Below are 23,370 nucleotides of genomic sequence, written 5' to 3'. Positions count from 1 at the left end.
GGACGGCTGTAAAATGGACCCAATCGTCCATAAATCAATACCCTTGCGACGCAGCGTGAACACGTCATGTTTCGCGCTGTCCCCCATGCCCCTTTGAGCCTGCTGATTTCCCTCCCCTCCGCCATCGATGTCGCCGTGATCGGCGCCGGGTCCGCCGGGCTTTCGGCCGCGCGTCGTCTCGCGAGGGCGGGTGTCGCTGTCGTGGTTCTGGAGGCCCGCGACCGGATCGGCGGGCGGGCGTTTACGGCGACCCACGAGGGGATGCCGGTCGACCTCGGCTGCGGCTGGCTGCACTCGGCCGACGTCAATGTGCTGGAAAAGATCGGGCGCGAGGTCGGGTTCACCATCGACGAGACCCCGCCGCCGTGGCGTCAGCAGGCCTTCAACCTGGGCCTGACGCCGGCCGAACAGGCCGAGTTCGCAGAGGCCTTCAACGCCTTCGACCAGCGCGTGGCCAAGGCGGCCAAGGCGGGCGACGACCGCGCGGCCTCCAATCTGTTCATTCCGGGCGAGCGCTGGAACGAGCGGATGGACGCCATCTCCGGCGCTCTGAACGGGGCGAAATTCGCCGAGGTCTCGACCCTGGACTACGACGCCTATGAGGACACCGGCGTCAATTATCGGGCGGTCGAGGGTTACGGGTCCTTGATCGTTGCGCTGGGCGAAGACGTGCCGGTGGTGCTGAACTGCCCGGTCGAGCGGATCGACCGGTCGGGAGCCCGGCTGATGATCGAGACGGCGCGTGGGGTGATCGAGGCCAGGTCCGTGATCCTGACCCTGCCGACCTCGGTGCTGGCATCAGAGGCTGTGCGGTTCGATCCGCCCCTGCCGGACCTGATCGAGGCGGCGGCGGGCGCGCCTCTGGGCCTGGCGTCCAAACTGCATATGGCGGTCGATGGACCGGAGGAGTTCCCCGAGGACAGCCAGCTGTGGGGCCGCACCGACACGGCCCAGACCGGCGGCTATCACCTGCGTCCGTTCGGGCGGCCGCTCATCGAGGGCTATTTCGGCGGCGATCTCGCCTGGGGGCTGGAGGCGGACGGCGAGGCGGCCTTCTTCGACTTCGCCGAGAGCGAGCTGTCGAACCTGCTGGGGTCGAGTTTCCGCAAACGCATCCGCCCTCTGTCGACCTCGATGTGGGGCGCCGAGCCCTGGTCGATGGGCGCCTATTCCCACGTCCTGCCGGGGCTGGGCGACCGCGAGACCGGCGCGCGGGCGCGGCTGGCGCGGCCGATCGAGGACCGTATCTTCATCGCCGGCGAGGCGACGTCGCACGGCTTCTACGGCACGGCCCACGGCGCCTGGATGGAGGGTGAGCGTGCGGCCATCGAGGCGATCACGGCCCTGGGGCTGGACCCGCGCCTGTCCGATCCCGAGGCGCGCTGAGATTGGCGAAGCGAACAAAGGTCACCGGCAAGCCGACCGGTCTCGCCCGCAAGCCCGGCAGCGTCATGACCGGCGCGCCGATCCCGATCTTCGCCTTTCCGCCGGACGAGGATCGGGTCGAGGACATCTTCACCCGCCTGGCCCGCGTCATGCCGGAGCCGAAGACCGAGCTGAATTTCACCGATCCCTTCACCCTGGTCGTCGCGGTCGCCCTGTCGGCCCAGGCGACCGACGTCGCGGTCAACAAGGCCACCGACCGACTGTTCGCCGTCGCCGATAGCCCTTCGAAGATGCTGGAACTGGGCGAGGAGGGGCTGGTCCCTTTCATCGCGTCGATCGGCCTGTATCGGAACAAGGCGAGGAACGTCATCGCCCTCAGCCGGATCGTCCTGGAACAGCACGGCGGCGTCGTGCCGCTGAACCGCGCGGACCTTCAGGCCCTGCCGGGGGTGGGACGCAAGACGGCCAGCGTGGTTCTGAACGAACTGGGCATCGAACCGGCCATCGCCGTCGACACCCACGTTTTCCGCGTCTCGCACCGGTTGGGCCTCGCCAATGCCGCGACGCCGGACAAGGTCGAGGATCAGCTCCACCGCATCGTCCCCGAGGCCTTCCTGTCCAAGGCTCACCACTGGCTGATCCTGCACGGCCGCTACACCTGCACGGCGCGCAAGCCCAGGTGCGATGGGTGTGTGGTCAGCGACCTGTGTCCCTCGCGCGGGCTGATGGCGGGGCTCCAGGTTCAGTTGGCCGCTACCTGAGCCATCTGATGCCGACCAGAGGGTGGTCGCCGTGGTCTACCTGCAGGCGCGCCTTGTGAGGCCGACGCTAGTGCCGCGACCAGAACAGCTGGAGGTGTCCCATGAGGATCCGGGACCTCCACACGCCGCCTGAGCCTGGCCGGCTGCTCCAAAGCAGACGTCGTAAAGCGCCGAGTTGGGTCAGATGCTGTCGTTTGCGCCGTCTGACCGAAGGGTTCGCAGGTCGGGATCGGACATTCGGCCCCAACCAGCATGGCGACCTCCAGGTGAATGTCGGGGTCGTCGGAAGGGCCTTTTGGCCCGCGCGCCTTGCCCGTGACGTCATCCCGCCTTATCCCCGGATCATGCCCGAGACGCCCCTGATCTGCCCGTCCATCCTGGCCTCGGACTTCGCCAAATTAGGCGAGGAAGTCAGAGCGCTGGAGGCCGCCGGCGCCGACTGGATCCATGTCGACGTGATGGACGGCCATTTCGTGCCCAACATCACCCTCGGCCCGGATGTGGTGAAGGCGTTGAGGCCCCACACCGCCCTGCCGTTCGACGTGCACCTGATGGTCGCCCCGGTCGATCCGTGGCTGGAGGCCTACCGCGAGGCGGGGGCCGACATCCTGACCGTCCATCCCGAGAGCGGGCCGCACCTGCACCGGACCCTGGGGCGGATCCGGCAGCTGGGGGCCAGGGCCGGCGTGGTGCTGAACCCCGGCACGCCGTTGTCGGTGCTGGAGGATGTGATCGATCTGGTCGATCTGGTGCTGCTGATGTCGGTCAATCCGGGCTTCGGCGGACAGTCCTTCATTCCGTCGACGCTGAAGAAGATCGAACGGACCCGGGCCATGCTCGATGCGGCGGGCTCGAAGGCCCACCTGCAGATCGACGGAGGGGTGACGGCCGCCAACGCGGGGGCCTGCATCGCCGCCGGGGCGGATGCCCTCGTGGCCGGGACCGCCGTGTTCAAGGGCGGGCCGGACGCCTATGCGGCCAATATCGCCGCCCTCAAGGCCGCCTAGGTGAACCTGATCGGGCCCTTCGCCGACCGTAGTCCGTCCACGCCGAACGTTGGCGAGGGCGCCATTCCGGGCCTGCGCGGGGCGCCGGTCAGGACGCCGGTACGGTCCAGCGGGGTGACCACCGGCCCGGCCCTGTGGCCCGCCGTCGCCGGACGGGTGCTGACCCGCCAGATGTGGATCGAGCTGTATGGCCTGCCCGGCTATACGATGACTCTGTCGGCGGGCAAGGCCACGGCCTTCGCCGCCACGGCGCGCGATTTCCGACCCGCCGACATCAACCTGGGCAAGGCCGTGATGGGCGGGCGTTTCCCCCTGGCCGGATCGAATCTGGAGGCCGAGGCGCCCGCCGATCCGTGGAACCGGCCCAGCCCGTCGAAGGCCTTCGCCGTCGACCTGCACGCCTTCGCCTGGATGCCCGGGCTGATGCTTCAGGGCGAACGCGGGGCGCGCGAGGCGCTGCGGCTGACCCTGGGCTGGGCCGACACCTTTTCGCGCTGGTCGCCCTTCGCGTGGGAGCCGCGGATCCTGGCGCGCCGGGTCTACAACCTGGCCTGCACCGCCCGGAAGATGGGCGCCGTGGCGTCCGAGGCCGACAGGCTGAGGCTGGCCGATACCCTGGGGCGTCAGGCGCGGCAGTTGCTGCGGCCGCCGGGCGGACTGGCGGGCAAGGCCGAACGGCTGGTCGCTGCGGCCGTGGCCGGATGCGTGCTGGCGGGGCAGGCGGGATCGCGGTTGAGGAAGGCGGCGCTGGGACGCCTTCCCGGGGCGCTGAGGGTCACGGTGGCGGGCGACGGCGGCCACGCCTCGCGTTCGCCCGAGGCCGGAATGGAGCTGTTGCTCGATCTGCTAACCTTGGACGACGCCCTGTCGCAGCTGTCGGAAGCGGCGCCGGAGGCCATGGGCGGGGCGATTATCCGCCTGACCACGGCACTGCGGCTGCAGGTGCTGCCGGACGGCCGGCTGGCGGGCTTCCAGGGCGGCGGGCCGTCGACTGCGGCCCGGGTCGCGGCCGCGCGCGCCCATGACGAACATGCCGAGGCGACCGCGTCCGCAGTGGGCTCGGTCGGCGGGTTGACGCGTATCCGCTCGCCGCTGCTGACCATCGTCACGGACGCGGGAGCTCCGGGGAAAGGCGCCTGGTCCGAGGCGGCCTGCGCCCAGCCGCTGGCGCTCGAGATCGTCTGCGGCAAGGATCGGATCGTCACCGGGTGCGGCTGGACCCCCCGTGTGGCCGACCGCCAGGGCCTGCGTCTGACGCCCGGTCATTCGACGCTGACCCTGGGCGAACAGTCGTTCGCCGAACCGCTGGGCGGATGGAAGGGCGAGTTGCTGGGACCGCGCCTGTATGGGCGGCCATATCACACGACGTCGGAACGCCGGGACGGCGACGGGGCGGTGTGGCTGGAGGTCGAGCACGACGCCTGGGCCCAGGCATTCGGCCTGATGCACCAGCGCCGGCTATATCTGGACCAGAGGCTGGACGAATTGCGGGCCGAGGAGCGGCTGCACCCGGCGGCCGGAAATCGCGACGTGGTCCGGATCATCGCCGCCCCCTATGCCGTACGCTTCCATCTGGAGCCGGGGGTGCAGGCGTCGCTGGCGCGCGATCGCCGGTCGATCCTGCTGCGCGGACATTCCGGGCGGGGCTGGTGGTTCCGCACCGATGGTCCGGATGTCGCCATCGAACCGTCCGTGCACGTGGAGGAGGGTCTGACGCGACGCTCGTTGCAGGTCGTGGTGCGGGGCTCGGCGCGCACGGATGCGGAGACCAAGATCCGCTGGAAACTGAGCCCGGCGGGCGCTGCGGGCGACCCGAGTTAGAGCCTGGTCGTTTTGAGACTGACGCGTGAATCCTGCTCCAGGTTCGCCCGTCAGGCGACCGGTGCGACGGCCTTGGGCTTCTTCAGTTTCGGCGTCTTGGGGGCCTTCTTCGGTTTGGCCGCCTTCTCCGCCGCCTTCTCGGCCTTGCGGGCCTCCTTGGTGGCCTTCTTCAGGGCCTTGGCCTCGGCCTTCTCTGCATCGGGCGCGGCGTCGGCGGCGGCGGCGATCTCGGCCAGCATGTCGAGGAAACCGTCCCGCTTGGCCTTGGGCAAGAGGCCCATGATCCGCTTGTCGGCGGCCTCGACGCGGGGCCGGGCCTGATTCAACAGGGCCTGACCTTCTTCCGACAGGCGCACGGCCTTGGCGCGGGCGTCGATCGTCGAGCGTTCCCGCGACAGCAGCCCCTTGGTGGTCATGCGGGCGACGAGGTCGGCCAGGGTCGAGCGGTCGATGCCTGTGGCGCGGACCAGGTCGGTTTGGGTCAGGCCTTCCTTCACGGAGACGGCCTCCATGACGGCGAACTGCCGCTGGGTCGGGCCGCCCTCGCCGGCCTCTTCGGAATAGATATCGAGCGCGAGCTGGAGCGCTCGATGCATCAGGTGACTTGGGGAATCGGCGAGCGTACCGGACCGCCGCGCCTGTTTGCCGGATTTCACCATGGCCGTATCCCTCTGCCGTATGCGGAGGGTTATCAGCGAGCCTTTACGATTTAACGACAGTGATGCGTCAACGGGCAGGCATGCCCAACCTCTCACTGTGCACCCCGGCCTTCGCCGGAGTGCACGGAGAAAAGAGTTCAGGGCGCGGTGTCCGGCCTCGCGGGCGCTGAAGTATCGACGGGGTCTTCCGATACCAGGTTCTTCATGATCAGCGGTACCTGCGACAGGCCGAAGATGGATGAGGCGATCCACAGGACACCGCGGAAACTGACCCAGACGTCGGCCGGGTCGACCGTGGTGTGGCCCAGGCGGGCGGCGGCCCAGGCGACCAGGGCCTCGGACCGGACCAGTTCGTTGACCACGGCGACGGCGGCGAAATACAGGCCGTAGCGGAAGGTCAGGGTGCGCCAGGCGGCGTCGTTGACCGGGATGACCGTCCCGAGAAGGGCCTTCAGCGGCTGTTTGCCGAGGTAGAGGCCGCCCAGCAGCGCGATGGCCAGCGAGGCGTTGAGCACCGTCACCTTCAGCTTCACGAACAGGTCGTCGTTGAAGACGAGGGTCAGGACGCCGAAGACCAGGGCGAAACCACCGACCAGCAAAGGCATGAGGGCGAGACGTTTCTCGACCAGCAGCCCGACCGCCACGGCGACGCCCGAACCGGCCACCAGCCCCCAGGTGGCGTGGACAAGGGCCTGGTCGCCCGGCAGGCCGCGCACGCGGAAGAAGATGAAGGTCGCGGCGAAGGCGGCGAGGGCGCCGAAATCGACGACCTGACGGATCCAGGTTGGCGGACCCTGCTTGGGCTCGGGCATGTCAGTCATGGTCTAGTCCTCGAGGCCGACGAGCGAGCGGGAGAAGGCGCGGGCGTCGAAGGGCTGCAGGTCGTCGATCCCCTCGCCCACGCCGATCAGCTTGATGGGGGCGTCCGAGGCCTGGGCGACGGGAACCAGAACGCCGCCGCGCGCCGTGCCGTCCAGCTTGGTCATGACCAGGCCGGAGACGAAGGCGGTGCGGCCGAAGATCTGCTCCTGGGCCAGGGCGTTCCTGCCCACGGTGGCGTCCAGCACCAGCAGGGTCTCGTGCGGGGCGTCCGGATCGATCTTCTTCAGAACGCGCACGATCTTGAGCAGTTCGTCCATCAGGGCGGACTTGTTCTGCAGCCGGCCGGCGGTGTCGATCAGGACGACGTCGTAGTCCTCTGCCCGCGCCCGGGTATAGGCGTCGAAGGCGAGACCGGCGGGATCGGCGCCGTCGCGGCGGCTCTCGAAATGGGCCCCGGCGCGCTCGGCCCAGACCTTGAGCTGTTCGCGGGCGGCGGCGCGGAAGGTGTCGCCGGCGACGATCATGACCCTGGCGCCCTTGCCGGTCAGGTCGGCCGCGATCTTGCCGAGGGTGGTGGTCTTGCCCGATCCGTTCACGCCGACGAACAGGACGACGAACGGCTTGATCCCTCCGGCCACGCCGTCGGGGCCGAGCGGATCGAAGGTCGCCTGACGCGGCAGGAGTTCGGCGGCGACGGCCTCGGCCAGGGCCTCCTTGACCTCGCGCTCGGAAGAGGCGCCGCCGAAGCGCAGGTCGCGGAAGCGGGCGACGATCCGGTCGGTGGCGGCGGGGCCGAGATCACTTTCCAGCAGATGCTCCTCGAGGCCTTCGAGAGCGGCCTCCGACAGGGGCTCTTTCACGAAGGCGGAAACGACCTGTTCGGTCATCTGCTGGCTGGAGCGGGCCAGTCCCTGGCTGAGGCGCTGGAACCAGCCCTTCTTGGGCGTGTCGGTCATGGGAGGGCTTTAGCGGGGCCGGGATGGGGCGTCATCCGCAATCTGGCGGGCCAGCACTGTCCTTCTCCCCTTGCGGGAGAAGGTGGCAGCCGCAGGCTGACGGATGAGGGGTCGCACCGGCGGCTGGAATGAGGGCTGGCAGGGCTGACTTCAAACGGCAGCGTGACCCCTCATCCGACTTCGCTTCGCTCAGCCACCTTCTCCCGCAAGGGGAGAAGGGAGTAGGTTGGGCCTTCGGGCCTTTGGCTCTATACGAGCATAAGCATCGAGGACTGCGCCTTGGCCAAGACCGACCCCTTCCATTCGCCTCGCACGCACGGCTTCGTCCGGGTCGCGGCGGCGACGCCGGTGGTCCACATCGCCGACCCCAAAGCCAATGCGGAGGAGCACGTCGCCCTGATCAAACAGGCGGGCGAACAGGGCGTGGACCTGATCGTCTTCCCCGAACTGTCGCTGAGCGGCTACGCGATCGACGATCTGCACATGCAGGCGGCGCTGCTGGATGAGGTGGAGCGACAGGTCGACGTCATCGCAGAAGCCGCCGATGAGGCGGGGCTGGTCGCCGTGGTCGGGGCGCCGATCCGCAACGGGGACGCCCTGTTCAACTGCGCGGTGGTGCTGGGCGGCGGAGCCGTGCTGGGAGTCGTGCCCAAGACCTATCTGCCGAACTACCGCGAATATTACGAGAAGCGCTGGTTCGCGCCGGCGGCGTCGCGGAGCGAGGATGCGGTCATCCTGGGCGGCGAGAGCGTGTATTTCGCGCCGGGCCTGATCTTTGAGGCGACCAATCAGCCGGGCTTCGTGTTCGCGGCCGAGATCTGCGAGGACTTCTGGGCGCCCTTGCCGCCGTCGACGCGGGCGGCGCTGGCGGGCGCACGGATCCTGCTGAACCTGTCGGCCTCCAACATCGTCATCGGCAAGGCCGACGAGCGGGCCGTGTTGTGCGCCAGCCAGTCGGCGCGAACGCTGTCGGCCTATGCCTTCGCCGCCTCGGGATGGGGCGAAAGCACCACCGACCTGGCCTGGGACGGACAGGCGACGATCCACGAACTTGGCGCCAAGCTGGCGGAAGGGCAGCGGTTCGCGATGACGGCTCACCTGACTGTGGCGGATGTCGACGTCGACCGGATCGGCATGGACCGGCTGAGGAACGGGACCTTCGCCGACTGTGCGCGGATCGAGGGCGAGGCGGCGACGGTGATTCCGTTCGAGGCGGCGCAGGAGCGGGAACCGGGCGGGCTGATCCGCCCCCTCGACCGCTTCCCCTTCGTGCCGGACGATCCCCGGCGGCTCGACCAGGACTGCTATGAGGCCTTCAACATCCAGGTGCAGGGGCTGATGCGGCGGATGACGGCGACCGGCGCCGAACGGCTGTGCATCGGCGTGTCGGGCGGGCTCGATTCGACCCAGGCCCTGCTGGTCGCCTGCGGGGCGTTCGATCGGCTGAAACTGCCAAGGACCAATATCCTCGCCTACACCCTGCCGGGATTCGCGACCTCGGACGGGACCAGGGGCAATGCGTGGGCCCTGATGACGGCGCTGGGCGTCACGGGCGAGGAGATCGACATTCGGCCCGCGGCCGAGCGGATGCTGAAGGACATCAAACATCCGTATGCGGACGGACAGCCGGTGCACGACATCACGTTCGAGAACGTGCAGGCGGGACTGAGAACCGACTACCTCTTCAGGCTGGCCAACCACAACAAGGCGTTCGTCCTGGGCACCGGCGACCTGTCGGAGCTGGCCCTGGGCTGGGCCACCTATGGGGTCGGCGACCATATGAGCCACTACAACGTCAACGGCGGGGTGGCGAAGACCCTGATCCGGCATCTGATCCGCTGGGTCGCGGGGCGGGACGACATGGCCGGGGCGGCGGCCGTGCTGAATGCCATTCTGGACACGGAGATTTCGCCGGAGCTGGTGCCGGCGGGGGCGGACGGGAAGATCCAGTCGACGGAGGGGACAGTCGGTCCCTATGCGCTGAACGACTTCTTCCTGTTCCACATCACCCGCTTCGGCATGACGCCGTCGAAGGTCGCCTGGCTATGCCATCAGGCGTGGGGGGACGCGTCGCGGGGCCAGTGGCCGGCGCATCATCCGCACGGCGACCGGGTCGCTTATGATCTGGCGACGATCAAATTCTGGCTGCGGAAATTCCTCGTGCGGTTCTTCCAGACCAGCCAGTTCAAGCGCTCGGCCCTGCCGAACGGGCCCAAGGTGGTGACGGGCGGGTCGCTGTCGCCGCGCGGCGACTGGCGGGCGCCGTCGGACGGGAATGCGCGGGTCTGGCTGGATGAGTTGGACGCGAACGTCCCGGACGCCTAGAGCACCGGGATGACCGAAGCCCCCACTAAAGACTCCAACGGCAACATCCTGTCGGACGGCGACAGCGTGACTCTGATCAAGGATCTGAAGGTCAAGGGATCGGGCGGTGTGACGCTGAAGCGCGGCGCCCTGGTCAAGAACATCCGCCTGACCGACGACACAGACGAGATCGAGGCCAATGTCGACAAGGTGCGCGGCCTGGTGCTGCGGACAGAGTTCGTGCGGAAGGCGTAGGGCGTCTCCTCCCCGTCCGAAGGATGGGGAGGTGGCTCGAAGCGTAGCGGAGAGACGGAGAAGTTCTTTCCGCATGCATGAAGACCCCCTCCGTCAGCTCGCGAAGGGCTCGCCGCCACTTCCCCATTCGCCAAGCGGCGAACAGGGAGGAGACGTTCTACGGAACGTCCCGCAGGAATTCGAAGATCGCAGCTTTCGACTCCGGCTCGTCCAGCATCGGGGCGTGGCCGATGTCGGGGATCTCGGCGTAGCGCATGTCGGGGGCGGCCTTCTGCATCTTCGCCACGATTTCGGCGCCCAGCAGGTCCGACGTTCCGCCCCGGATCAGCAGGGTCGGGCGCTTGCGGGCCAGCTTGCGGAAATAGGGCCACAGGTTCGGGGCCAGGGCCTTGGCGCCGGCCGCTCTAATCGGGACTGCGATGTCGGGGTCGTAGTTGAGGACGGGCGAGCCCTCCGTGCCGTCGCGGAAGGTGCGCCGTGCAAAGGCGTCCCAGTCGGCGTCTGTGTAGTGCGGCAAGGCGATCTCATTGATGCGCTTCGCGTAGGCGGTGGCGGCGGCCCAGGTCGGGGTGTCCACCGGCTGGCCGGAATAGGCGGCGATGCGGGCCAGGCCCTCGGGCGACACCTGGGGGCCGATATCGTTGAGGATGGCGGCGGCGACGACGCGGCTCTTCAGAGCCGTGATCGCCATGGTGATCAGCCCGCCCATTGAGGTGCCGAGGAAGACGGCCCGCTCGATTCCGGCGGCCTCAAGCAGACCCAGAACGTCCTTGGCATAGACCGGCGGCTGGTAGGTCATCGGGTCGGTGGCGCGATCGGACTGGCCGCGCCCGCGCACGTCGAGCGCCAGGACCCGGCGGCCGCCCCGCGCGATCAAGGGGGCGATGGCGTCAAAGTCGGCGGAGTTGCGCGTCAGGCCGTGAATGGCGATGGCCGGCAGTTTCGCCGGACCGTCCGCCCCCGGATAGTCGCGGGCGAACAGGCTGAGCCCGTCGGACGAGGTCCAGCGACGCTCGGAATACAGGGTCGATTCGGCCATTGCGGCGCACTCCCAAGCCAGGACGCCCCCCGCGTCGACCGGAGCTTATTTCATCCTCCGGTGAACAGGCCAGTGAATTGCGATCACCCGCCGAGCAGGTCGCGGACGAAATGATCGAGATTGCCGCCTTCGAACAGGAAGCCTGGCAGGCCGGCGCGACGGGCGGCGTCCAGATCGCTCTGACGGTCGCCGATCAGGAAGGAGCGGGCCGGGTCGATGTCATGGTCGGCAATGGCGCGCAGGATCATGCCGGGGTTGGGCTTGCGATCCGGATGGTCGGGGTGGAGCCATCTGGGATCCTCCGCCTCATTATGGAACGGGCAGGCATAGACGGCGCCGATGCGGGCGCCCTTGCCGGCCAGGCGACGGACCAGCAGGGCATTGAACCCCTCCATCTGTTCGAAGCTGAACAGGCCCCGCGCCACGCCGGACTGGTTGGTGACGATGACGACCAGATAGCCGAGGGCGTTCAGGCGACGGACAGCGTCGGCCGCGCCGGGGATCAGGATCAGATGCTCTTCGAGGTGCGGATAGCCGCTGTCGGTGATCAGGACACCGTCGCGGTCGAGGAAGACGGCGGGATAGGTCGTCGGCACAGTATTCAAGGCGGCGGGCTCCGGGTTCGGACGGTGCATGGAATAGGCAGGACCGTTGCAAGGCGCAACGCGAAGTGACCCCCTTGTGTTTGGCGTTGCGGCGCCCGGCGGGTTAGACGGCCCCACCTTCGAAGGCCGCCCCCTGATCCGGGTTCTGCGCCGCCCCGTTTCGAGAGAGGTTCCCCCATGAGCATCGCCTTCATCGACCTGCAGGCCCAACGCCGCCGTTTGGGCGGCAAGATCGAGGCCGCCATGATGGCCGCCGTCGAGAGCGGGGCCTATGTCATGGGCCCGCCGGTGCGCGAGTTCGAGACGGCTCTGGCGGCGTTCGGCGGGGCGAAGCATGCGCTGGGCTGCGCCAACGGGACCGAAGCCCTGGCCCTGCCGCTGATGGCCTGGGGTCTCCGACCGGGCGATGCGGTCTTCGTGCCCAGCTTCACCTTCTGCGCCACCGCCGAGGTCGTGCCGTGGCTGGGCGCGACGCCGGTCTTCATCGACATCGATCCGCGCACCTACAACATCGACCCCGGCCACCTGGAGGCGGCCATCGAGGCGACGATCGCGGAGGGTCGGCTGAGGCCCCGCGTCGTGATCGCCGTCGACCTGTTCGGCCAGCCCGCCGACTATCCGGCCATCAAGACGATCTGCGACCGGTACGGGCTGAAGCTGATCGCGGATTCGGCCCAGGGGTTCGGCTGCACCATCGACGGCGACCATCCCCTGAAATGGGCCGACGTGACGACGACCAGCTTCTTTCCGGCCAAGCCGCTGGGTTGCTACGGCGACGGCGGGGCGGTTCTGACCGACGACGATGATCTGGCCCAGGAGATCGACAGCTACCGCGTGCACGGCAAGGCGGTGGCCAAGGATCTGGTCGGCCGGACCTTTGAGCACGACACCAAATATCTGAACATGCGGGTCGGGATGAACTCGCGTCTGGACACGGTGCAGGCCGCCGTCCTGATCGAGAAGCTGAAGGTCTTCCCCCAGGAGATCGAATGGCGCACGCGGATCGCCGCCCGCTACAACGAACTGCTGGCGCCGCACGTCACGGCCGTACCGTATCTGCCCGCGGGCAACGTCTCGAACTGGGCCCAGTACACGATCGAACATCCGGACCGTGACGGTCTGGCGGCCCACCTGCGCGACCAGGGCGTGCCGTCGGCGGTCTACTATCCGATCCCGCTGCATCTGCAGCCGGCCTATGACATGCACCCGCGCGGGCCTCAGGGATTGCCGGTGACCGAGGCCTTGATGAAGGTGGTCATCAGCCTGCCGATGCACGCTGATCTGGACGAGGCGACCCAGGACCGGATCGTCGCCGCCGTCGCCAGCTACAAGGGCTAAGCACATGAACCCGACCCATCTGCACGCGCCGATGCGCACCGGCGTCGCCGGCGCCGGCGTCATGGGGCGCAACCACGCCCGCGTCCTGTCCGAGATGCGCGAGATCGACCTGGCCCTGGTCTTCGATCCCGACGCCGTGGTCGCCGAGGGCGTCGCCTCGGCCTATGGGGCGCAGGCTGTGACCACCGCCGCAGAGTTCGTCGCGGGCGGGCTGGAAGCCGCCGTCATCGCCACGCCGAACCGCCATCACGCCGACCTCGGCGTCGCCCTGCTCGAATCGGGCGTCCATGTGCTGGTCGAAAAGCCGATCGCCGCAACCGTGGCCGACGCCCAGCGGATGATCGACGCGGCCAAGGCCAACGCCCGGGTTCTGATGGTCGGTCAGGTCGAGCGGTTCAACCCGGCGGTGGAGGCGGTCAAGCGCGCCATCGAGGGCGAGGACGTCATCTCCATCCAGATCACCCGCGTCGGCCCCTTCCCGCCGCGCATGGGCGAGGTGGGCGTGGTCATCGATCTGGCCGTGCACGACATCGACATCATCCGTCACCTGACGGGCTCGGAGATCGCCGAGGTCCAGCCGCAGCTCGCCCGCACCCGCGCCGACCGTGAGGATACGGCCCTGCTTCAGTTCCGGCTGGAGAACGGGGTGATCGCCCACATCACCACCAATTGGGTCACCCCCTACAAGACCCGCACCCTGCAGGTCGCGACGCAGACCAAGTTCGTCGTGGCCGACCTGATGACGCGACAGGTCACCGAATATTTCGGCCAGCAGCCGGACGGCTCCTATTCCACGCGCGGCGTGATGAGCTGGCCTAACGAGCCGCTGAAGAAGGAGCTGGAAGCCTTCGCTCACGCGATCCGCACCGGCGAGACGCCTGCGGTGACCGGCGAGGACGGCCTGCGAAACCTCGAGGTCGCCCTGAGGTGCCTGGGGGAATGATCCTCCGATCGGAGGTTCTGGAGAACGACTTCGTCCGGCTGGAGCCATTCGGGGAGCGTCACAAGGAGCCGCTGAGGCTGGCCTGCGACGCCGATCCGGAGCTGTGGCCCACCTTCTATTACTCCTCCCTGGGCGGCGACCGGTTCGACGGCGGCTGGCAGGCCATGCGCGACCAGCAGGCGGCCGGGACGCGGATTCCGTTCGCGGTGGTCCGCGAGGGCGAGGTCGTCGGCCTGTCGACCTTCATCAACATCCTGCGGGCCGATCGCGCGGTGGAGATCGGTACGACCTGTTACCGGCCCGAGGCGCGCGGCGGGGTGGTGAACCCGGCAACCAAGCGCCTGATGCTGGAGCAGGCCTTCGCCTGCGGAGCGCAGCGGGTGGCGTTTCAGGTCGACCAGATCAATCTGCGCAGCCAGGCGGCGATGGCGAAACTCGGCGCGGTTCGCGAGGGCGTCATGCGCAACGACAAGATCACCTGGACCGGGCGGGTGCGAAGCTCGGTGATCTTTTCCATCCTGGCAGAGGAATGGCCGGCGGTGCGGGCGACGCTGGACCAGCGGCTGGCGGCGTTCGGGTAGCGTGGGCGATCAGATCAGGGCGCTGCGGATGTCGGTCTGGGCGAAATCGTCGCCGACATACAGCAACGGGCAATCGTACATTTCGGCAAGAGCGTAGCTGAAACTGTCGCCATAGTTCAGTTGGGCCGCATGAAATCCCTTGCCCCAACGGCCATAGGCCAGCGCAGAGCGTTCGGCGAAGTCCGCATCGACCTCCGCGACGTCCATGGCCAGTCCCTCGAGGAGGGCGCGCAGGCTCGGCTCCAGTCGTTTGCGCTTGGCGACGATCAGCACCTCCGCGAGCGTCGCGGCGGAAATGATGAGATCGTTGTCGATCAGGACCGCGATGCAGGCGGCCGCTTCAGGTTCTTCAGCCACCACGGCGATGAGAGCCGAGGCGTCGACGACGATCATCCGGGAAGGCCGTCACCCTCGTAGAGGAAGTCCGCGCTGCGCGCGGCAGAAAAGCCGGGCTCGACCTTGCCTCTGGCCAACTCCTGGGCCTTGCGGATGGCCGCCAGCTTTTGGGTGGGCGTAGGCTTGATCCGGCGCGGACCGATCTGGGCGACTTCCTTGCCGTGACGAGTCACGACAACCTCTTCCCCCGCCTCGACGAGACGAAGGATTTCGGTGAACCGGGTCTTTGCCTCGGAAACGGAGACATGGGCCATGACAGAATAATGGTCGAAATTCCGACCATTTTCAAGTCAGCCGCCGACCATCTGCATTCCAAGCCATTCGGCGATCAGGGCGGGCTTGTCGGCGCCTTCGATCTCGACGGTCAGTTCGTGCTTCAGCAGCCAGCGGGTGACGCCCCCATTGGCGCCCTTGTCCTCGGCCGAGAGCAGCTTGAAGCGTCCGCGGATTCTGGAGCCGGCAGGGACGGGGGCGAGGAAGCGGAGTTTGTCGAACCCGTAGTTGACGCCCATCACCACGCCATCCAGCGGCTTGACCGCATCATAGGACATGGCCGAGGCGAGGCTGAGGGTCAGGAAGCCGTGGGCGATCGTGCCTCCGAACGGGGTCTGTTTGGCGGCGACCGGGTCGATGTGGATGAACTGGCGATCCTCCGTGATCTCGGCGAAGGCGTCGATGCGGGCCTGGTCGACGAGGATCCATTTCGAGACGCCGATCTCTGTGCCGATCAGCGACTGGAGGTCAGAGGGTTTGGTCATGCGGCGGCTCCTTGAGCGGCCGGAACGAACCGGCCTTCGATGATATCGGCGAACAGGCCGGGGTCGATATTGCCCCCGGACAGGATGACGGCGGTGGTCCGTCCCTTCGTCTCGATCTTGCCGGCGAGGACGGCGGCGAGGGCCGCGGCGCCGCCGGGTTCGACCACCAGCTTCAGGGCGCGGAAGGCGTAGGCGACGGCCTCGGCCGCCTCCATGTCGCTGATCGTAAGGACGCCGGAGAGGACGCGCTGGTTGATCGGGAAGGTCAGGACGCCGGGGATCGGGGTCTGGAGCGAGTCGCAGATCGAGGGCGGGCCCTGCGGGTGGCCCATCCGTTCGCCGGCGGCCAGCGAGCGGGCGGTGTCGTCATAGGCCTCGGGCTCGACGGCCCAGGTCCTCGTCTGCGGACTGCGGGCCTCGATGACCAGATTGATGCCGGCCATCAGTCCGCCGCCGGAGCAGCAGCACAGCAGCTGGTCGACCGGGGACTCGGCCTGGCCCAGCAGTTCCAGCGCCGTCGTGCCCTGGCCTTCGATCACATAGGGATCGTCAAACGGGGGCACGAGGACGGAGCCGCGCTCCCTGGCGACCTGGGCGCCGATCTCCTCGCGGCTCTCGGTCCATCGATCATAGAGGCGGACCTCGCCGCCGAAAGACTTCACCCCGGCGATCTTTATGGCGGGGCTGTCGGCCGGCATGACGATGACCGCTCTGGTTCCCATGAGCTTCGCCGCCGCCGCCACGCCCTGTGCATGGTTGCCGGAGGAGAAGGCGACGACGCCGGCGGCCAGTTCGGCGGCGCTGAAGCGGCTGATCCGGTTGTAGGCGCCCCGGAACTTGAAGGCGCCGGCGACCTGCATCGTCTCGGCCTTGAGCAGGACGCGGCCGCCCATCCGTTCGTTGAGGGCAGGGCTCTCGATCAGGGGGGTGCGGACCGCCGCCGGGGCGATCTGGCGGGCGGCGTCGAGGACGCCTTCGTAGGAAGCGGTGCGGTCGGACATGCGAGGCACTTAACCCGATCCGGTCCGTCCGCGTAAGGTGGCGAAAACGAGGGAAACGCTGAGAACCATGACGACCTGCATCCTCGCCATCGACCAGGGCACGACCTCGACCCGCGCCATCGCCTTCGAGCTGCGCGAGGACAGGGGTCTGCATCCCTTGGCGGTCAGCCAGATCGAGCTGGAACAGTATTTCCCTCACTCGGGCTGGGTCGAGCATGACGCGGCCGAGATCTGGGCTGCGACGCTGCAGACCTGTCGCGAGGTCATCAAGACCGCAGGCGGCGTCGGCCGGTTCGCGGCCATCGGCATGACCAACCAGAGGGAGACCTCGGTGCTGTGGGACGCCGCAACCGGCGAGCCCCTGCACAGGGCCATCGTCTGGCAGGACCGACGGACGGCGGACGTCTCGGCGCGCATGGCGGCGGAGGGGCATGAGGCCATGGTGCAGGCGGCGACCGGCCTGATCCTCGATCCCTATTTCTCGGCGACCAAGTTCGCCTGGCTGCTGGACGCCGTGCCGGGGGCGCGGGAGCGGGCCGCGAAGGGCGAGGTCAAGTTGGGGACGATCGACAGCTGGCTGGTCTGGAAGCTGACGAACGGCGCGCGCCACGTCACCGATGCGACCAACGCCAGCCGTACCTCCCTGATGGACCTCAGGACGCGCGAGTGGCGCGACGACCTGTGCGAACTGTTCAGGGTTCCGAAAGTCGCCCTGCCCCGGATCGTCGGCTGCGCCGAGGTCTTGGGCGAGAGCGATCCCGGCCTGTTCGGGCGCGCCCTGCCGATCGCGGGCTCTGCGGGAGACCAGCAGGCGGCCCTGGTCGGGCACGGCGCGCTGAAGCCCGGCGACGCCAAGATCACCTATGGCACCGGCGCCTTCCTGGTCGCCAATGTCGGCGCCGATCCGGTGGCCTCGTCGAGCAGGCTGCTGGGCACCCTCGGCTATCAGGTCGGGGAGACCGTCGCCTGGGCGCTTGAGGGGTCGATCTTCTCGGCCGGGTCGGCGATCCAGTGGCTCAGGGACGGGGTCGGGATGATCTCCGACAGCCGCCAGTCCGAGGCGGTGGCCCAGGGACTCAAGGACAATGGCGGGGTCTATCTGGTTCCCGGATTCACCGGCCTGGGGGCGCCGTGGTGGGAGCCGGATGCGCGCGGCGCGGTGATCGGCCTGACGCGGGACACGAAGCCGGCCCATTTCGTGCGGGCGGCGCTGGAGGCCCTGGCCTATCAGACGCGCGACCTGCTGGACGCCCTGGCGAAGGACGGTGCGCCGAGATTCAGCGTGCTGAAGGTCGACGGCGGGGTCACGGCCAACGCCTTCGCCATGCAGTTCGTGGCCGACATCTGCGAGGTCACGGTCGAGCGCCCGGCGTTTCAGGAGATGACGGCGCTGGGCGCTGCAAGACTGGCGGCGCTGGGCGTCGGGCTGATCGACGATCTGGAACCCCGCAACGAGGAGGCCCCGGCCGTGTGGAAACCGCGGATGTCGGCGGAACGGCGTGAAGCGCTGCTGGGGGGCTGGCATCGCGCGGTCAAGGCCGCCATTGTCGCCGCGCAATGACCGACAGTTCCACAGATCCCCAGGCCGCCTTTTCCGGAACACGGGAGGTCGACCCTCGCTACCGACTGGACGAGGCCGCGCTGGATGTCTGGATGGCCGCGAACGTCGAGGGCTATGCCGGGCCGCTGACCCTCCGCCAGTTCAAGGGCGGACAGTCGAACCCCACCTATGAACTGTCCACGCCGGGCGCGGCTTATGTGCTGCGCCGGAAACCGCCGGGCGTGCTGCTGCCCTCGGCCCATGCCGTGGATCGGGAGTTCGCGGTGACCTCGGCTCTGTACAAACAGGGCTATCCAGTCGCTCGGCCCTATGCTCTGTGCACGGATGATGCCGTGATCGGATCGATGTTCTACGTCATGGACAAGGTCGAGGGCCGGGTCCTGTGGGACCTGAAGCTGCCGGGGATGGAGCCGGCCGAACGTCGCGCCATCTTCGAGGCCCAGACCGATGCGCTCGCCGACCTGCACAAATTCGATCCCGCCGCGATCGGGCTGGCCGACTACGGCAAGCCGGGAAACTATTTCGCGCGTCAGGTCGGGCGCTGGACCAGACAGTACCGCGCCTCCGAGATCGATCCGATCCCGGAGATGGACCGGCTGATCGACTGGCTCCCGCAGGGTCTGCCGGCCGAGGGACCAACGCGAATCGTCCACGGCGATTTCCGCCTCGACAACATGATCATGGCGCCCGGGTCGGCCGAGGTATGCGCGGTGCTGGACTGGGAACTGTCGACGCTCGGCGACCCGATGGCGGACTTCTCCTATCTGCTGATCGGCTGGGTCCTGCCACCGACGGTGCGCAACGGCCTGGCGGGCCTGGACCTGCCCGCGCTGGGCATTCCGACGGTCGAGGAGACGATCGAACGCTATGTGGCGCGCAGCGGGCTGCGGCCGCCGGAGAACCTCGACTGGCTGATGGCCTACAACCTGTTCCGGCTGGCGGCGATCTGTCAGGGCATCGCCGGACGGGTGCGCGACGGCACGGCGGCCTCGGCCCATGCCCTCGAGACGGCGAAACAGGTGGTCCCGCTGGCCAGGGCGGCGTGGGGCTTCGCGGTGAAGGCGGGGGCTTAAGCCACGTCTCCTCCCCGTCGCCACTTGGCGATGGGGAGGTGGCAGCGAGCCCTTCGCGAGCTGACGGAGGGGTTCTTCGCTCGCGCGGACAGAACCCCTCGGTCTCCTCCGCTTCGCTGCGAATCCACCTCCCCATCGCTGCGCGACGGGGAGGAGACCCCTGATCCTAGTTCGTCAAGATCTGCACCCGCGACCAGACCTCGCCGCGGTTGACGATCTCGATGCGGATCGGGCCGGCCTGGGGGCGGGCGACGGTACAGACCGGGTAGTGGTCGAGCGAGCCGTCGGAGCAGACGACGGCGCCGTTCTCGTCCCGCAGCGCGAGGTCGATATTGGTGTCGCCGTCGCCGATGGCGGCCACGCGCAGCACTTCGTTGCGACGGGCCTCGATGGTGAAACTATAGGTCGCGCGCGCGCGCAGGCGGCGCACCACAACGATCGGACCGGCACCGAAAGGCGAGGCGCGCACACCCTTGTCCGGCGACCGTTCGCGCGAAATCTGGTCCAGCAGGACGCGGTCGCCCCCGGCGAAGGTCTCGGCTTCGTCCAGCAGGGCGGCATGGGTCAGGAAGGGTTCGTCGCCGTTCTCGCGTCGGGTCGGGATGTCGCCCAGCATGCGGGCCGCAACGATCATCGCCGGGGCGTCGCGACGTTCACGCGCCCAGTCGGCCACTTCGGCGGCAGTGACCATCCGGGTGATGGCGCGGGCCTCGAGATCGGGGTTGGGAGCTGACGCCGGACGGGTTTGCGACCCGGCCGGCGCCGCCGTCAGGGTCAAGGACGCGACGGCTGCGACGATGGCGAGCGCGGCGGCGATAGGGGTGCGTCCCCCGACGACCCGACCCGCGCGCTCAATCATCTTCGCTCCCCCAGAGCGCCGCCATCGGATGGCGACGAATCGTCAATAGCGACGATCGTTTCACGGCGGACAGTGACCGAAACTGATAGGGGCGCCAAGGGTTTGGCTGACTCGGACAACGGAAGGCGTCAACGCGCCGCGGCGCTGAGAATCCGCCGATCGGCGCGCGACTGGACCATCACGACAACCTTGTCCTGGGGATCGACGGCCTCGGGCAGGTCGAGCAGGATCGGACGACCGGTCCAGTCGCCGAGCCGGGTCAGGCTCTGGACGACATTGATGTGGCGGACGTCGCGGCCCCGGTTGTCGCCCCCGGCCACGGTCACGGTCTGCAGCCCCGGACGATAGACAACGGCCCAGACGTCGGCGCCGCCGGAGGGCGCGCGGCCCGAGCCGACCCCGACCGCGTCGCCGCTCTCGCGGAACTGGACCTGCGGCGGGAAGTTGCGCCGGGCGGCTTCTTCGTTGACGGCGACCTGGATCGCCTCCCCTTGCGCGCCCGAGACCTGTCGACGCCCGTCGATCACGATCTGGGGCGTATAGACGTTCCGCAGACGCATGGCGGTCTGATAGGCACGCTGGCGCTGGGCGAACTCGGGCTTGGCGAAGGTGTCGGGCCAGCCGAGGTAGTCCCAGTAGTCGACGGCGTAGGTCAGGGCGATGACGCCCGGCTCCCCGGCCAGACCCTCGACCACCTGGTTGGCGGCGGGACAGCCGGAACAGCCCTGGGCGGTGAACAGCTCCACCACCACCGGCTCGGCGGTCGTCCCCGACAGGCGAACGGGGCGTGCGCCCGCCGACTGGGCGGTCGAACCAACCGCGCCGAGCAGACCCAGGGCGGCGACGCCCGCGACGATGATGCCCCTAGCCTTCATGGGCTGGAGTCCTAGCGGGAGCAGAGTTCGCGCGCGCCTCATATTCCCGTGAAGGGAGGTCTCCTCCCCCATTGGGGGAGGTGGCGCGGCGCGCCTTCGCGACGTGACGGAGGGGGCCAGCCGCGCACACCGTGTTTGGCCCAGGCCCCCTCCACCACTTCGTGGTCCCCCTCCCCCGATCGGGGGAGGATCGCTAATCCATCAGCTGCTGACTCAGATAGACATAGTGCCGGGCCCACCGCCGCGCGTTGGCGACCGGGTCGGCGTCGTTGGAGTGACCGCCCGAGGTCTCCTCGTAATAGAGGTGGTCGTGGCCCTGGTCGCCCAGGCGGGCGGCGAATTTGCGCGCATGGCCGGGGTGGACACGGTCGTCGCGGGTGTTGGTGGTGATGTAGAGGCGCGGATACTCCGCCTCCGGACGCAGTTGCTGATAGGCCGAATACTGGCTGATGAAGGCGGCGTCGCCGGGAATGCGCGGGTCGCCGTATTCGCCGATCCACGACGCGCCGGCCGGCAGGTCCTGATAGCGTAGCATGTCGATGAGGGGGCTCTCGATCACCGCGCCGTTGTAGAGCTCAGGGTGCTGGGTGATCGAGACCGAGGTCAGGACCCCGCCGTTCGACCGGCCGTAGATGCCCAGGCGGCGGGCGGAGGCGACACCTCGCGTCGCGAGATCCCGGGCCACAGCGGCGAAGTCGTTGAAGGCGCGCTGGCGGTTCTCGCGCAGGGCCGCCTGATGCCAGGCCGGACCGAACTCGCCGCCGCCGCGAATATTGGCCACCACATAGGCGCCGCCATTCTCAAGCCACAGCTTGCCCAGCTCCGGCTTGTAGGCGGGCGGGAAGGAGACCTGGAAGCCGCCGTAGCCGAACATGATCGTCGGGGTGGAGCCGTCCATGGGGGCATTGGTCGGCCGGACGAGGAAATAGGGGATCTTCGTCCCTTCCGAAGAGGTCGCCTCGAACTGCTCGACCACATGGGTGGAGGCGTCGAACATCGCCGGGCCGGACTTGAGCGTCGTCAGTTCGTCGGCATTCGTCGGCAGCAGGCTGAGGGTAGGCGGCGTCAGGAAACCCTGGGTCGAGACGAACATCCGGCCCGAACCGCGCGACACGTCGCTGATCCCGACGGCGCTGTTGGCGGGGGCCTCGACCGGGGTCGAGCTCCAGGCCGCGCGGCCGCCCTGACCGAAGGCGAGCCGGTGCAGCGTGCCCACGACGTTGTCGGAGACGCCGACCACCAGACCGTCGTCCAGCACGGCGACATCCTGCACCGACTGGCGGGCGGTCGGCTTGAAGATGGTCTCGGGATCGCTGTCGGGCGATGGCGGCGGCATGGTCGGTTGGGCCAGGTCGTCGAGCGACAAGGACAGCAACGTTCCCTCGGCGACGGGGAAGCCGCCGCGATCCCATGCCTCGTCCAGCCCGACGATCAGTCGGCCGTTCTGGACCCCGTGGATGGCGACGCGTTCGGGCAAATTCAGGCGGATGGCGACGCCGCCGTTCAGCCGCCAGGTCTCTGCGCGATAGGTGTCGAGCGGGCGGGAGATGATGGTGGCCAGAACCTCGCCCGTGCCGTCGCGGAAGACCGAGGGGCTGACGCCATAGCCGCCATCAGAGATGTCGCCGCGATAGATTTCGATGCCGTCGGCCAGGGTCTGGCCGCGCTTCAGCCGCTTGACGATGAAGGGATAGCCGCTCTCGGTCAGGGTGCCGGGACCGAAGTCGCTGGCGACCAGAAGCGTATCGATGTCGAACCATTCGAGCCGATGCTTGCCTTCGGGCAGGATGAAACCGTCCTCGACGAAGGCCTTGGTCATGGTGTCGAACTCACGCACGACCACGGCGTCCTTGCCACCCTCGGAGAGAGAAACCAGGCAACGGGTCTCGTCCGGGGCCAGGCAGCGCGCGCCCTTCCACACCCAGTCTCTGCCCTCGGCGCGGGACAGGGCGTCGACGTCGATCAGGGTCTCCCACTCAGGCGCGTCCGTGCGGTAGCTGCCCAGCGTCGTGCGGCGCCACAGGCCCTTGGGATTGGTCGCGTCCTGCCAGAAATTGCCTATGCCGTCGCCGAGGAAGCCCGGCCCCGGGATGCGGGCGGTGGAGGACAGGATGTCGAAGGCCTCGGCGCGGAAGGTCTCGTAGCGCCGGTCACCGGTCAGGGCGGCCAGGGACCGCTCGTTCTCGGCCCGGACGAAGGCCATGGCCTCGGTCCCCTCGACCTCCTCCAGCGCCAGATGATCGTCGGCGGCGCGCACGCCGGCCGGCGACAGGTCGGCGGGGAAGTGCGGCGGTGGCGTCTGGGCCAGGGCGGGGGCCGAGATGGCGATGGCGGCGACGCCGAACAGGAGAGAACGCAACATGGGAACGA

The 23,370-nt window shown here is 68.5% G+C and carries 23 protein-coding genes; 11 read left to right on the top strand and 12 right to left on the bottom strand.

Going from position 1 to position 23,370, the window contains the following annotated elements; genetic code table 11:
- Window positions 1-66 precede the first annotated feature (66 nt).
- From ACP7A5_RS10325 to ACP7A5_RS10310, 4 genes are all read left to right on the top strand, one after another.
- A complete protein-coding gene (locus ACP7A5_RS10325) occupies window positions 67-1,386 on the top strand; it encodes a flavin monoamine oxidase family protein (RefSeq protein ID WP_426041843.1) in 1,320 nt (439 codons plus the stop codon).
- The gene (nth, locus tag ACP7A5_RS10320) at window positions 1,383-2,147 is read left to right on the top strand and encodes an endonuclease III (protein WP_426041867.1); all 765 of its coding nucleotides are present in this window, start codon (window positions 1,383-1,385) and stop codon (window positions 2,145-2,147) included. The genes ACP7A5_RS10325 and nth overlap by 4 nt, the downstream gene beginning before the upstream one ends.
- Before the next feature lie 344 nt (window positions 2,148-2,491).
- Window positions 2,492-3,154: a ribulose-phosphate 3-epimerase gene (gene rpe / locus ACP7A5_RS10315; protein WP_426041842.1), complete on the top strand. Its 663-nt coding sequence runs from the start codon at window positions 2,492-2,494 to the stop codon at window positions 3,152-3,154.
- On the top strand, window positions 3,155-4,975 hold the full coding sequence (locus ACP7A5_RS10310) for a heparinase II/III family protein (RefSeq protein WP_426041841.1): 1,821 nt from the start codon (window positions 3,155-3,157) through the stop codon (window positions 4,973-4,975).
- A 50-nt stretch (window positions 4,976-5,025) separates the two neighbouring features.
- Here ACP7A5_RS10310 and ACP7A5_RS10305 read toward each other — a convergent pair whose 3' ends face one another.
- The 3 genes from ACP7A5_RS10305 to ftsY all read right to left on the bottom strand — a co-directional run bounded on the left by ACP7A5_RS10305 (window position 5,026) and on the right by ftsY (window position 7,412).
- Complete coding sequence (locus ACP7A5_RS10305) at window positions 5,026-5,634, bottom strand: MarR family winged helix-turn-helix transcriptional regulator (protein WP_426041840.1); 609 nt, start codon at window positions 5,632-5,634, stop codon at window positions 5,026-5,028.
- 137 nt (window positions 5,635-5,771) lie between these two features.
- Window positions 5,772-6,455, bottom strand: coding sequence for an inner membrane-spanning protein YciB (locus tag ACP7A5_RS10300; protein WP_426041839.1), 684 nt, complete (start codon window positions 6,453-6,455; stop codon window positions 5,772-5,774).
- Between the two features lie 3 nt (window positions 6,456-6,458).
- Window positions 6,459-7,412 (bottom strand): signal recognition particle-docking protein FtsY, encoded by a 954-nt coding sequence (gene ftsY, locus ACP7A5_RS10295; RefSeq protein ID WP_426041838.1) that lies wholly within the window; start codon window positions 7,410-7,412, stop codon window positions 6,459-6,461.
- A 279-nt stretch (window positions 7,413-7,691) separates the two neighbouring features.
- On the opposite strand from ftsY, the gene ACP7A5_RS10290 reads away from it, so the two are divergent.
- Both ACP7A5_RS10290 and ACP7A5_RS10285 read left to right on the top strand, forming a co-directional pair.
- Window positions 7,692-9,737, top strand: a complete 2,046-nt coding sequence (locus ACP7A5_RS10290) for an NAD(+) synthase (RefSeq protein WP_426041837.1) — start codon at window positions 7,692-7,694, stop codon at window positions 9,735-9,737.
- 9 nt (window positions 9,738-9,746) lie between these two features.
- Complete coding sequence (locus ACP7A5_RS10285; RefSeq protein ID WP_425992412.1) at window positions 9,747-9,971, top strand: alkylphosphonate utilization protein; 225 nt, start codon at window positions 9,747-9,749, stop codon at window positions 9,969-9,971.
- Window positions 9,972-10,128: 157 nt separating this feature from the next.
- Here ACP7A5_RS10285 and ACP7A5_RS10280 read toward each other — a convergent pair whose 3' ends face one another.
- Both ACP7A5_RS10280 and ACP7A5_RS10275 read right to left on the bottom strand, forming a co-directional pair.
- Window positions 10,129-11,010, bottom strand: a complete 882-nt coding sequence (locus ACP7A5_RS10280; RefSeq protein WP_426041836.1) for an alpha/beta fold hydrolase — start codon at window positions 11,008-11,010, stop codon at window positions 10,129-10,131.
- An 83-nt stretch (window positions 11,011-11,093) separates the two neighbouring features.
- Entirely contained in the window at window positions 11,094-11,645 is a 552-nt protein-coding gene (locus tag ACP7A5_RS10275; protein WP_426041835.1) for a D-glycero-alpha-D-manno-heptose-1,7-bisphosphate 7-phosphatase, read from the bottom strand.
- A gap of 147 nt (window positions 11,646-11,792) precedes the next feature.
- Here ACP7A5_RS10275 and ACP7A5_RS10270 point away from each other — a divergent pair, with 147 nt between their 5' ends.
- From ACP7A5_RS10270 to ACP7A5_RS10260, 3 genes are read left to right on the top strand one after another with little or no spacing between them, the layout of a single operon-like run.
- The gene (locus tag ACP7A5_RS10270; RefSeq protein ID WP_426041834.1) at window positions 11,793-12,953 is read left to right on the top strand and encodes a DegT/DnrJ/EryC1/StrS family aminotransferase; all 1,161 of its coding nucleotides are present in this window, start codon (window positions 11,793-11,795) and stop codon (window positions 12,951-12,953) included.
- Between the two features lie 4 nt (window positions 12,954-12,957).
- On the top strand, window positions 12,958-13,896 hold the full coding sequence (locus tag ACP7A5_RS10265; RefSeq protein ID WP_426041833.1) for a Gfo/Idh/MocA family protein: 939 nt from the start codon (window positions 12,958-12,960) through the stop codon (window positions 13,894-13,896).
- Window positions 13,893-14,477 (top strand): GNAT family N-acetyltransferase, encoded by a 585-nt coding sequence (locus ACP7A5_RS10260; protein WP_426041832.1) that lies wholly within the window; start codon window positions 13,893-13,895, stop codon window positions 14,475-14,477. The genes ACP7A5_RS10265 and ACP7A5_RS10260 overlap by 4 nt, the downstream gene beginning before the upstream one ends.
- A gap of 9 nt (window positions 14,478-14,486) precedes the next feature.
- Here ACP7A5_RS10260 and ACP7A5_RS10255 read toward each other — a convergent pair whose 3' ends face one another.
- The 4 genes from ACP7A5_RS10255 to ACP7A5_RS10240 are packed head-to-tail and all read right to left on the bottom strand — an operon-like array spanning window position 14,487 to window position 16,632.
- Complete coding sequence (locus ACP7A5_RS10255) at window positions 14,487-14,870, bottom strand: type II toxin-antitoxin system VapC family toxin (protein WP_426041831.1); 384 nt, start codon at window positions 14,868-14,870, stop codon at window positions 14,487-14,489.
- On the bottom strand, window positions 14,867-15,127 hold the full coding sequence (locus ACP7A5_RS10250) for a type II toxin-antitoxin system Phd/YefM family antitoxin (protein ID WP_426041830.1): 261 nt from the start codon (window positions 15,125-15,127) through the stop codon (window positions 14,867-14,869). The genes ACP7A5_RS10255 and ACP7A5_RS10250 overlap by 4 nt, the downstream gene beginning before the upstream one ends.
- A gap of 36 nt (window positions 15,128-15,163) precedes the next feature.
- The gene (locus ACP7A5_RS10245) at window positions 15,164-15,631 is read right to left on the bottom strand and encodes a MaoC family dehydratase (protein WP_426039406.1); all 468 of its coding nucleotides are present in this window, start codon (window positions 15,629-15,631) and stop codon (window positions 15,164-15,166) included.
- Complete coding sequence (locus tag ACP7A5_RS10240) at window positions 15,628-16,632, bottom strand: threonine ammonia-lyase (RefSeq protein ID WP_426041829.1); 1,005 nt, start codon at window positions 16,630-16,632, stop codon at window positions 15,628-15,630. The genes ACP7A5_RS10245 and ACP7A5_RS10240 overlap by 4 nt, the downstream gene beginning before the upstream one ends.
- A 67-nt stretch (window positions 16,633-16,699) precedes the next feature.
- Between ACP7A5_RS10240 and glpK the strand changes: the two genes are divergently transcribed.
- Complete coding sequence (gene glpK, locus ACP7A5_RS10235) at window positions 16,700-18,193, top strand: glycerol kinase GlpK (RefSeq protein WP_426041828.1); 1,494 nt, start codon at window positions 16,700-16,702, stop codon at window positions 18,191-18,193.
- Complete coding sequence (locus ACP7A5_RS10230; protein WP_426041827.1) at window positions 18,190-19,266, top strand: phosphotransferase family protein; 1,077 nt, start codon at window positions 18,190-18,192, stop codon at window positions 19,264-19,266. Before glpK ends, ACP7A5_RS10230 begins: the two co-directional genes overlap by 4 nt.
- Window positions 19,267-19,432: 166 nt before the next feature.
- Here the strand turns inward: ACP7A5_RS10230 and ACP7A5_RS10225 are convergent, their stop codons facing one another.
- The 3 genes from ACP7A5_RS10225 to ACP7A5_RS10215 form a co-directional block, all read right to left on the bottom strand.
- Entirely contained in the window at window positions 19,433-20,125 is a 693-nt protein-coding gene (locus tag ACP7A5_RS10225) for a hypothetical protein (RefSeq protein ID WP_426041826.1), read from the bottom strand.
- A gap of 128 nt (window positions 20,126-20,253) precedes the next feature.
- Complete coding sequence (locus ACP7A5_RS10220; RefSeq protein ID WP_426041825.1) at window positions 20,254-21,000, bottom strand: DUF1223 domain-containing protein; 747 nt, start codon at window positions 20,998-21,000, stop codon at window positions 20,254-20,256.
- 193 nt (window positions 21,001-21,193) lie between these two features.
- Window positions 21,194-23,362 (bottom strand): prolyl oligopeptidase family serine peptidase, encoded by a 2,169-nt coding sequence (locus tag ACP7A5_RS10215; RefSeq protein WP_426041824.1) that lies wholly within the window; start codon window positions 23,360-23,362, stop codon window positions 21,194-21,196.
- Between the last annotated feature and the right edge of the window lie 8 nt (window positions 23,363-23,370).

Origin of the sequence: Brevundimonas sp. TWP2-3-4b1 (genome assembly GCF_049897665.1) — a bacterium.
GTDB classification, from domain to species: Bacteria; Pseudomonadota; Alphaproteobacteria; order Caulobacterales; family Caulobacteraceae; genus Brevundimonas; species Brevundimonas subvibrioides_B.
The sequence above is the reverse complement of the archived record's forward strand: the minus strand, read 5'-3'. Positions and strand labels throughout refer to the sequence as shown.

Excerpts from the sequence above, each read along its gene's own strand:
- ACP7A5_RS10275 (WP_426041835.1), bottom strand. The coding sequence starts at position 11,645 with ATGCACCGTCCGAACCCGGAGCCCGCCGCCTTGAATACTGTGCCGACG.
- ACP7A5_RS10215 (WP_426041824.1), bottom strand. The coding sequence starts at position 23,362 with ATGTTGCGTTCTCTCCTGTTCGGCGTCGCCGCCATCGCCATCTCGGCC.
- ACP7A5_RS10230 (WP_426041827.1), top strand. The coding sequence starts at position 18,190 with ATGACCGACAGTTCCACAGATCCCCAGGCCGCCTTTTCCGGAACACGG.
- ACP7A5_RS10260 (WP_426041832.1), top strand. The coding sequence starts at position 13,893 with ATGATCCTCCGATCGGAGGTTCTGGAGAACGACTTCGTCCGGCTGGAG.
- ACP7A5_RS10305 (WP_426041840.1), bottom strand. The coding sequence starts at position 5,634 with ATGGTGAAATCCGGCAAACAGGCGCGGCGGTCCGGTACGCTCGCCGAT.
- ftsY (WP_426041838.1), bottom strand. The coding sequence starts at position 7,412 with ATGACCGACACGCCCAAGAAGGGCTGGTTCCAGCGCCTCAGCCAGGGA.
- ACP7A5_RS10300 (WP_426041839.1), bottom strand. The coding sequence starts at position 6,455 with ATGACTGACATGCCCGAGCCCAAGCAGGGTCCGCCAACCTGGATCCGT.
- ACP7A5_RS10270 (WP_426041834.1), top strand. The coding sequence starts at position 11,793 with ATGAGCATCGCCTTCATCGACCTGCAGGCCCAACGCCGCCGTTTGGGC.
- ACP7A5_RS10245 (WP_426039406.1), bottom strand. The coding sequence starts at position 15,631 with ATGACCAAACCCTCTGACCTCCAGTCGCTGATCGGCACAGAGATCGGC.
- ACP7A5_RS10265 (WP_426041833.1), top strand. The coding sequence starts at position 12,958 with ATGAACCCGACCCATCTGCACGCGCCGATGCGCACCGGCGTCGCCGGC.
- ACP7A5_RS10240 (WP_426041829.1), bottom strand. The coding sequence starts at position 16,632 with ATGTCCGACCGCACCGCTTCCTACGAAGGCGTCCTCGACGCCGCCCGC.
- ACP7A5_RS10250 (WP_426041830.1), bottom strand. The coding sequence starts at position 15,127 with ATGGCCCATGTCTCCGTTTCCGAGGCAAAGACCCGGTTCACCGAAATC.
- ACP7A5_RS10285 (WP_425992412.1), top strand. The coding sequence starts at position 9,747 with ATGACCGAAGCCCCCACTAAAGACTCCAACGGCAACATCCTGTCGGAC.
- ACP7A5_RS10325 (WP_426041843.1), top strand. The coding sequence starts at position 67 with ATGTTTCGCGCTGTCCCCCATGCCCCTTTGAGCCTGCTGATTTCCCTC.
- ACP7A5_RS10280 (WP_426041836.1), bottom strand. The coding sequence starts at position 11,010 with ATGGCCGAATCGACCCTGTATTCCGAGCGTCGCTGGACCTCGTCCGAC.
- glpK (WP_426041828.1), top strand. The coding sequence starts at position 16,700 with ATGACGACCTGCATCCTCGCCATCGACCAGGGCACGACCTCGACCCGC.
- ACP7A5_RS10255 (WP_426041831.1), bottom strand. The coding sequence starts at position 14,870 with ATGATCGTCGTCGACGCCTCGGCTCTCATCGCCGTGGTGGCTGAAGAA.
- ACP7A5_RS10220 (WP_426041825.1), bottom strand. The coding sequence starts at position 21,000 with ATGAAGGCTAGGGGCATCATCGTCGCGGGCGTCGCCGCCCTGGGTCTG.
- ACP7A5_RS10225 (WP_426041826.1), bottom strand. The coding sequence starts at position 20,125 with ATGATTGAGCGCGCGGGTCGGGTCGTCGGGGGACGCACCCCTATCGCC.
- rpe (WP_426041842.1), top strand. The coding sequence starts at position 2,492 with ATGCCCGAGACGCCCCTGATCTGCCCGTCCATCCTGGCCTCGGACTTC.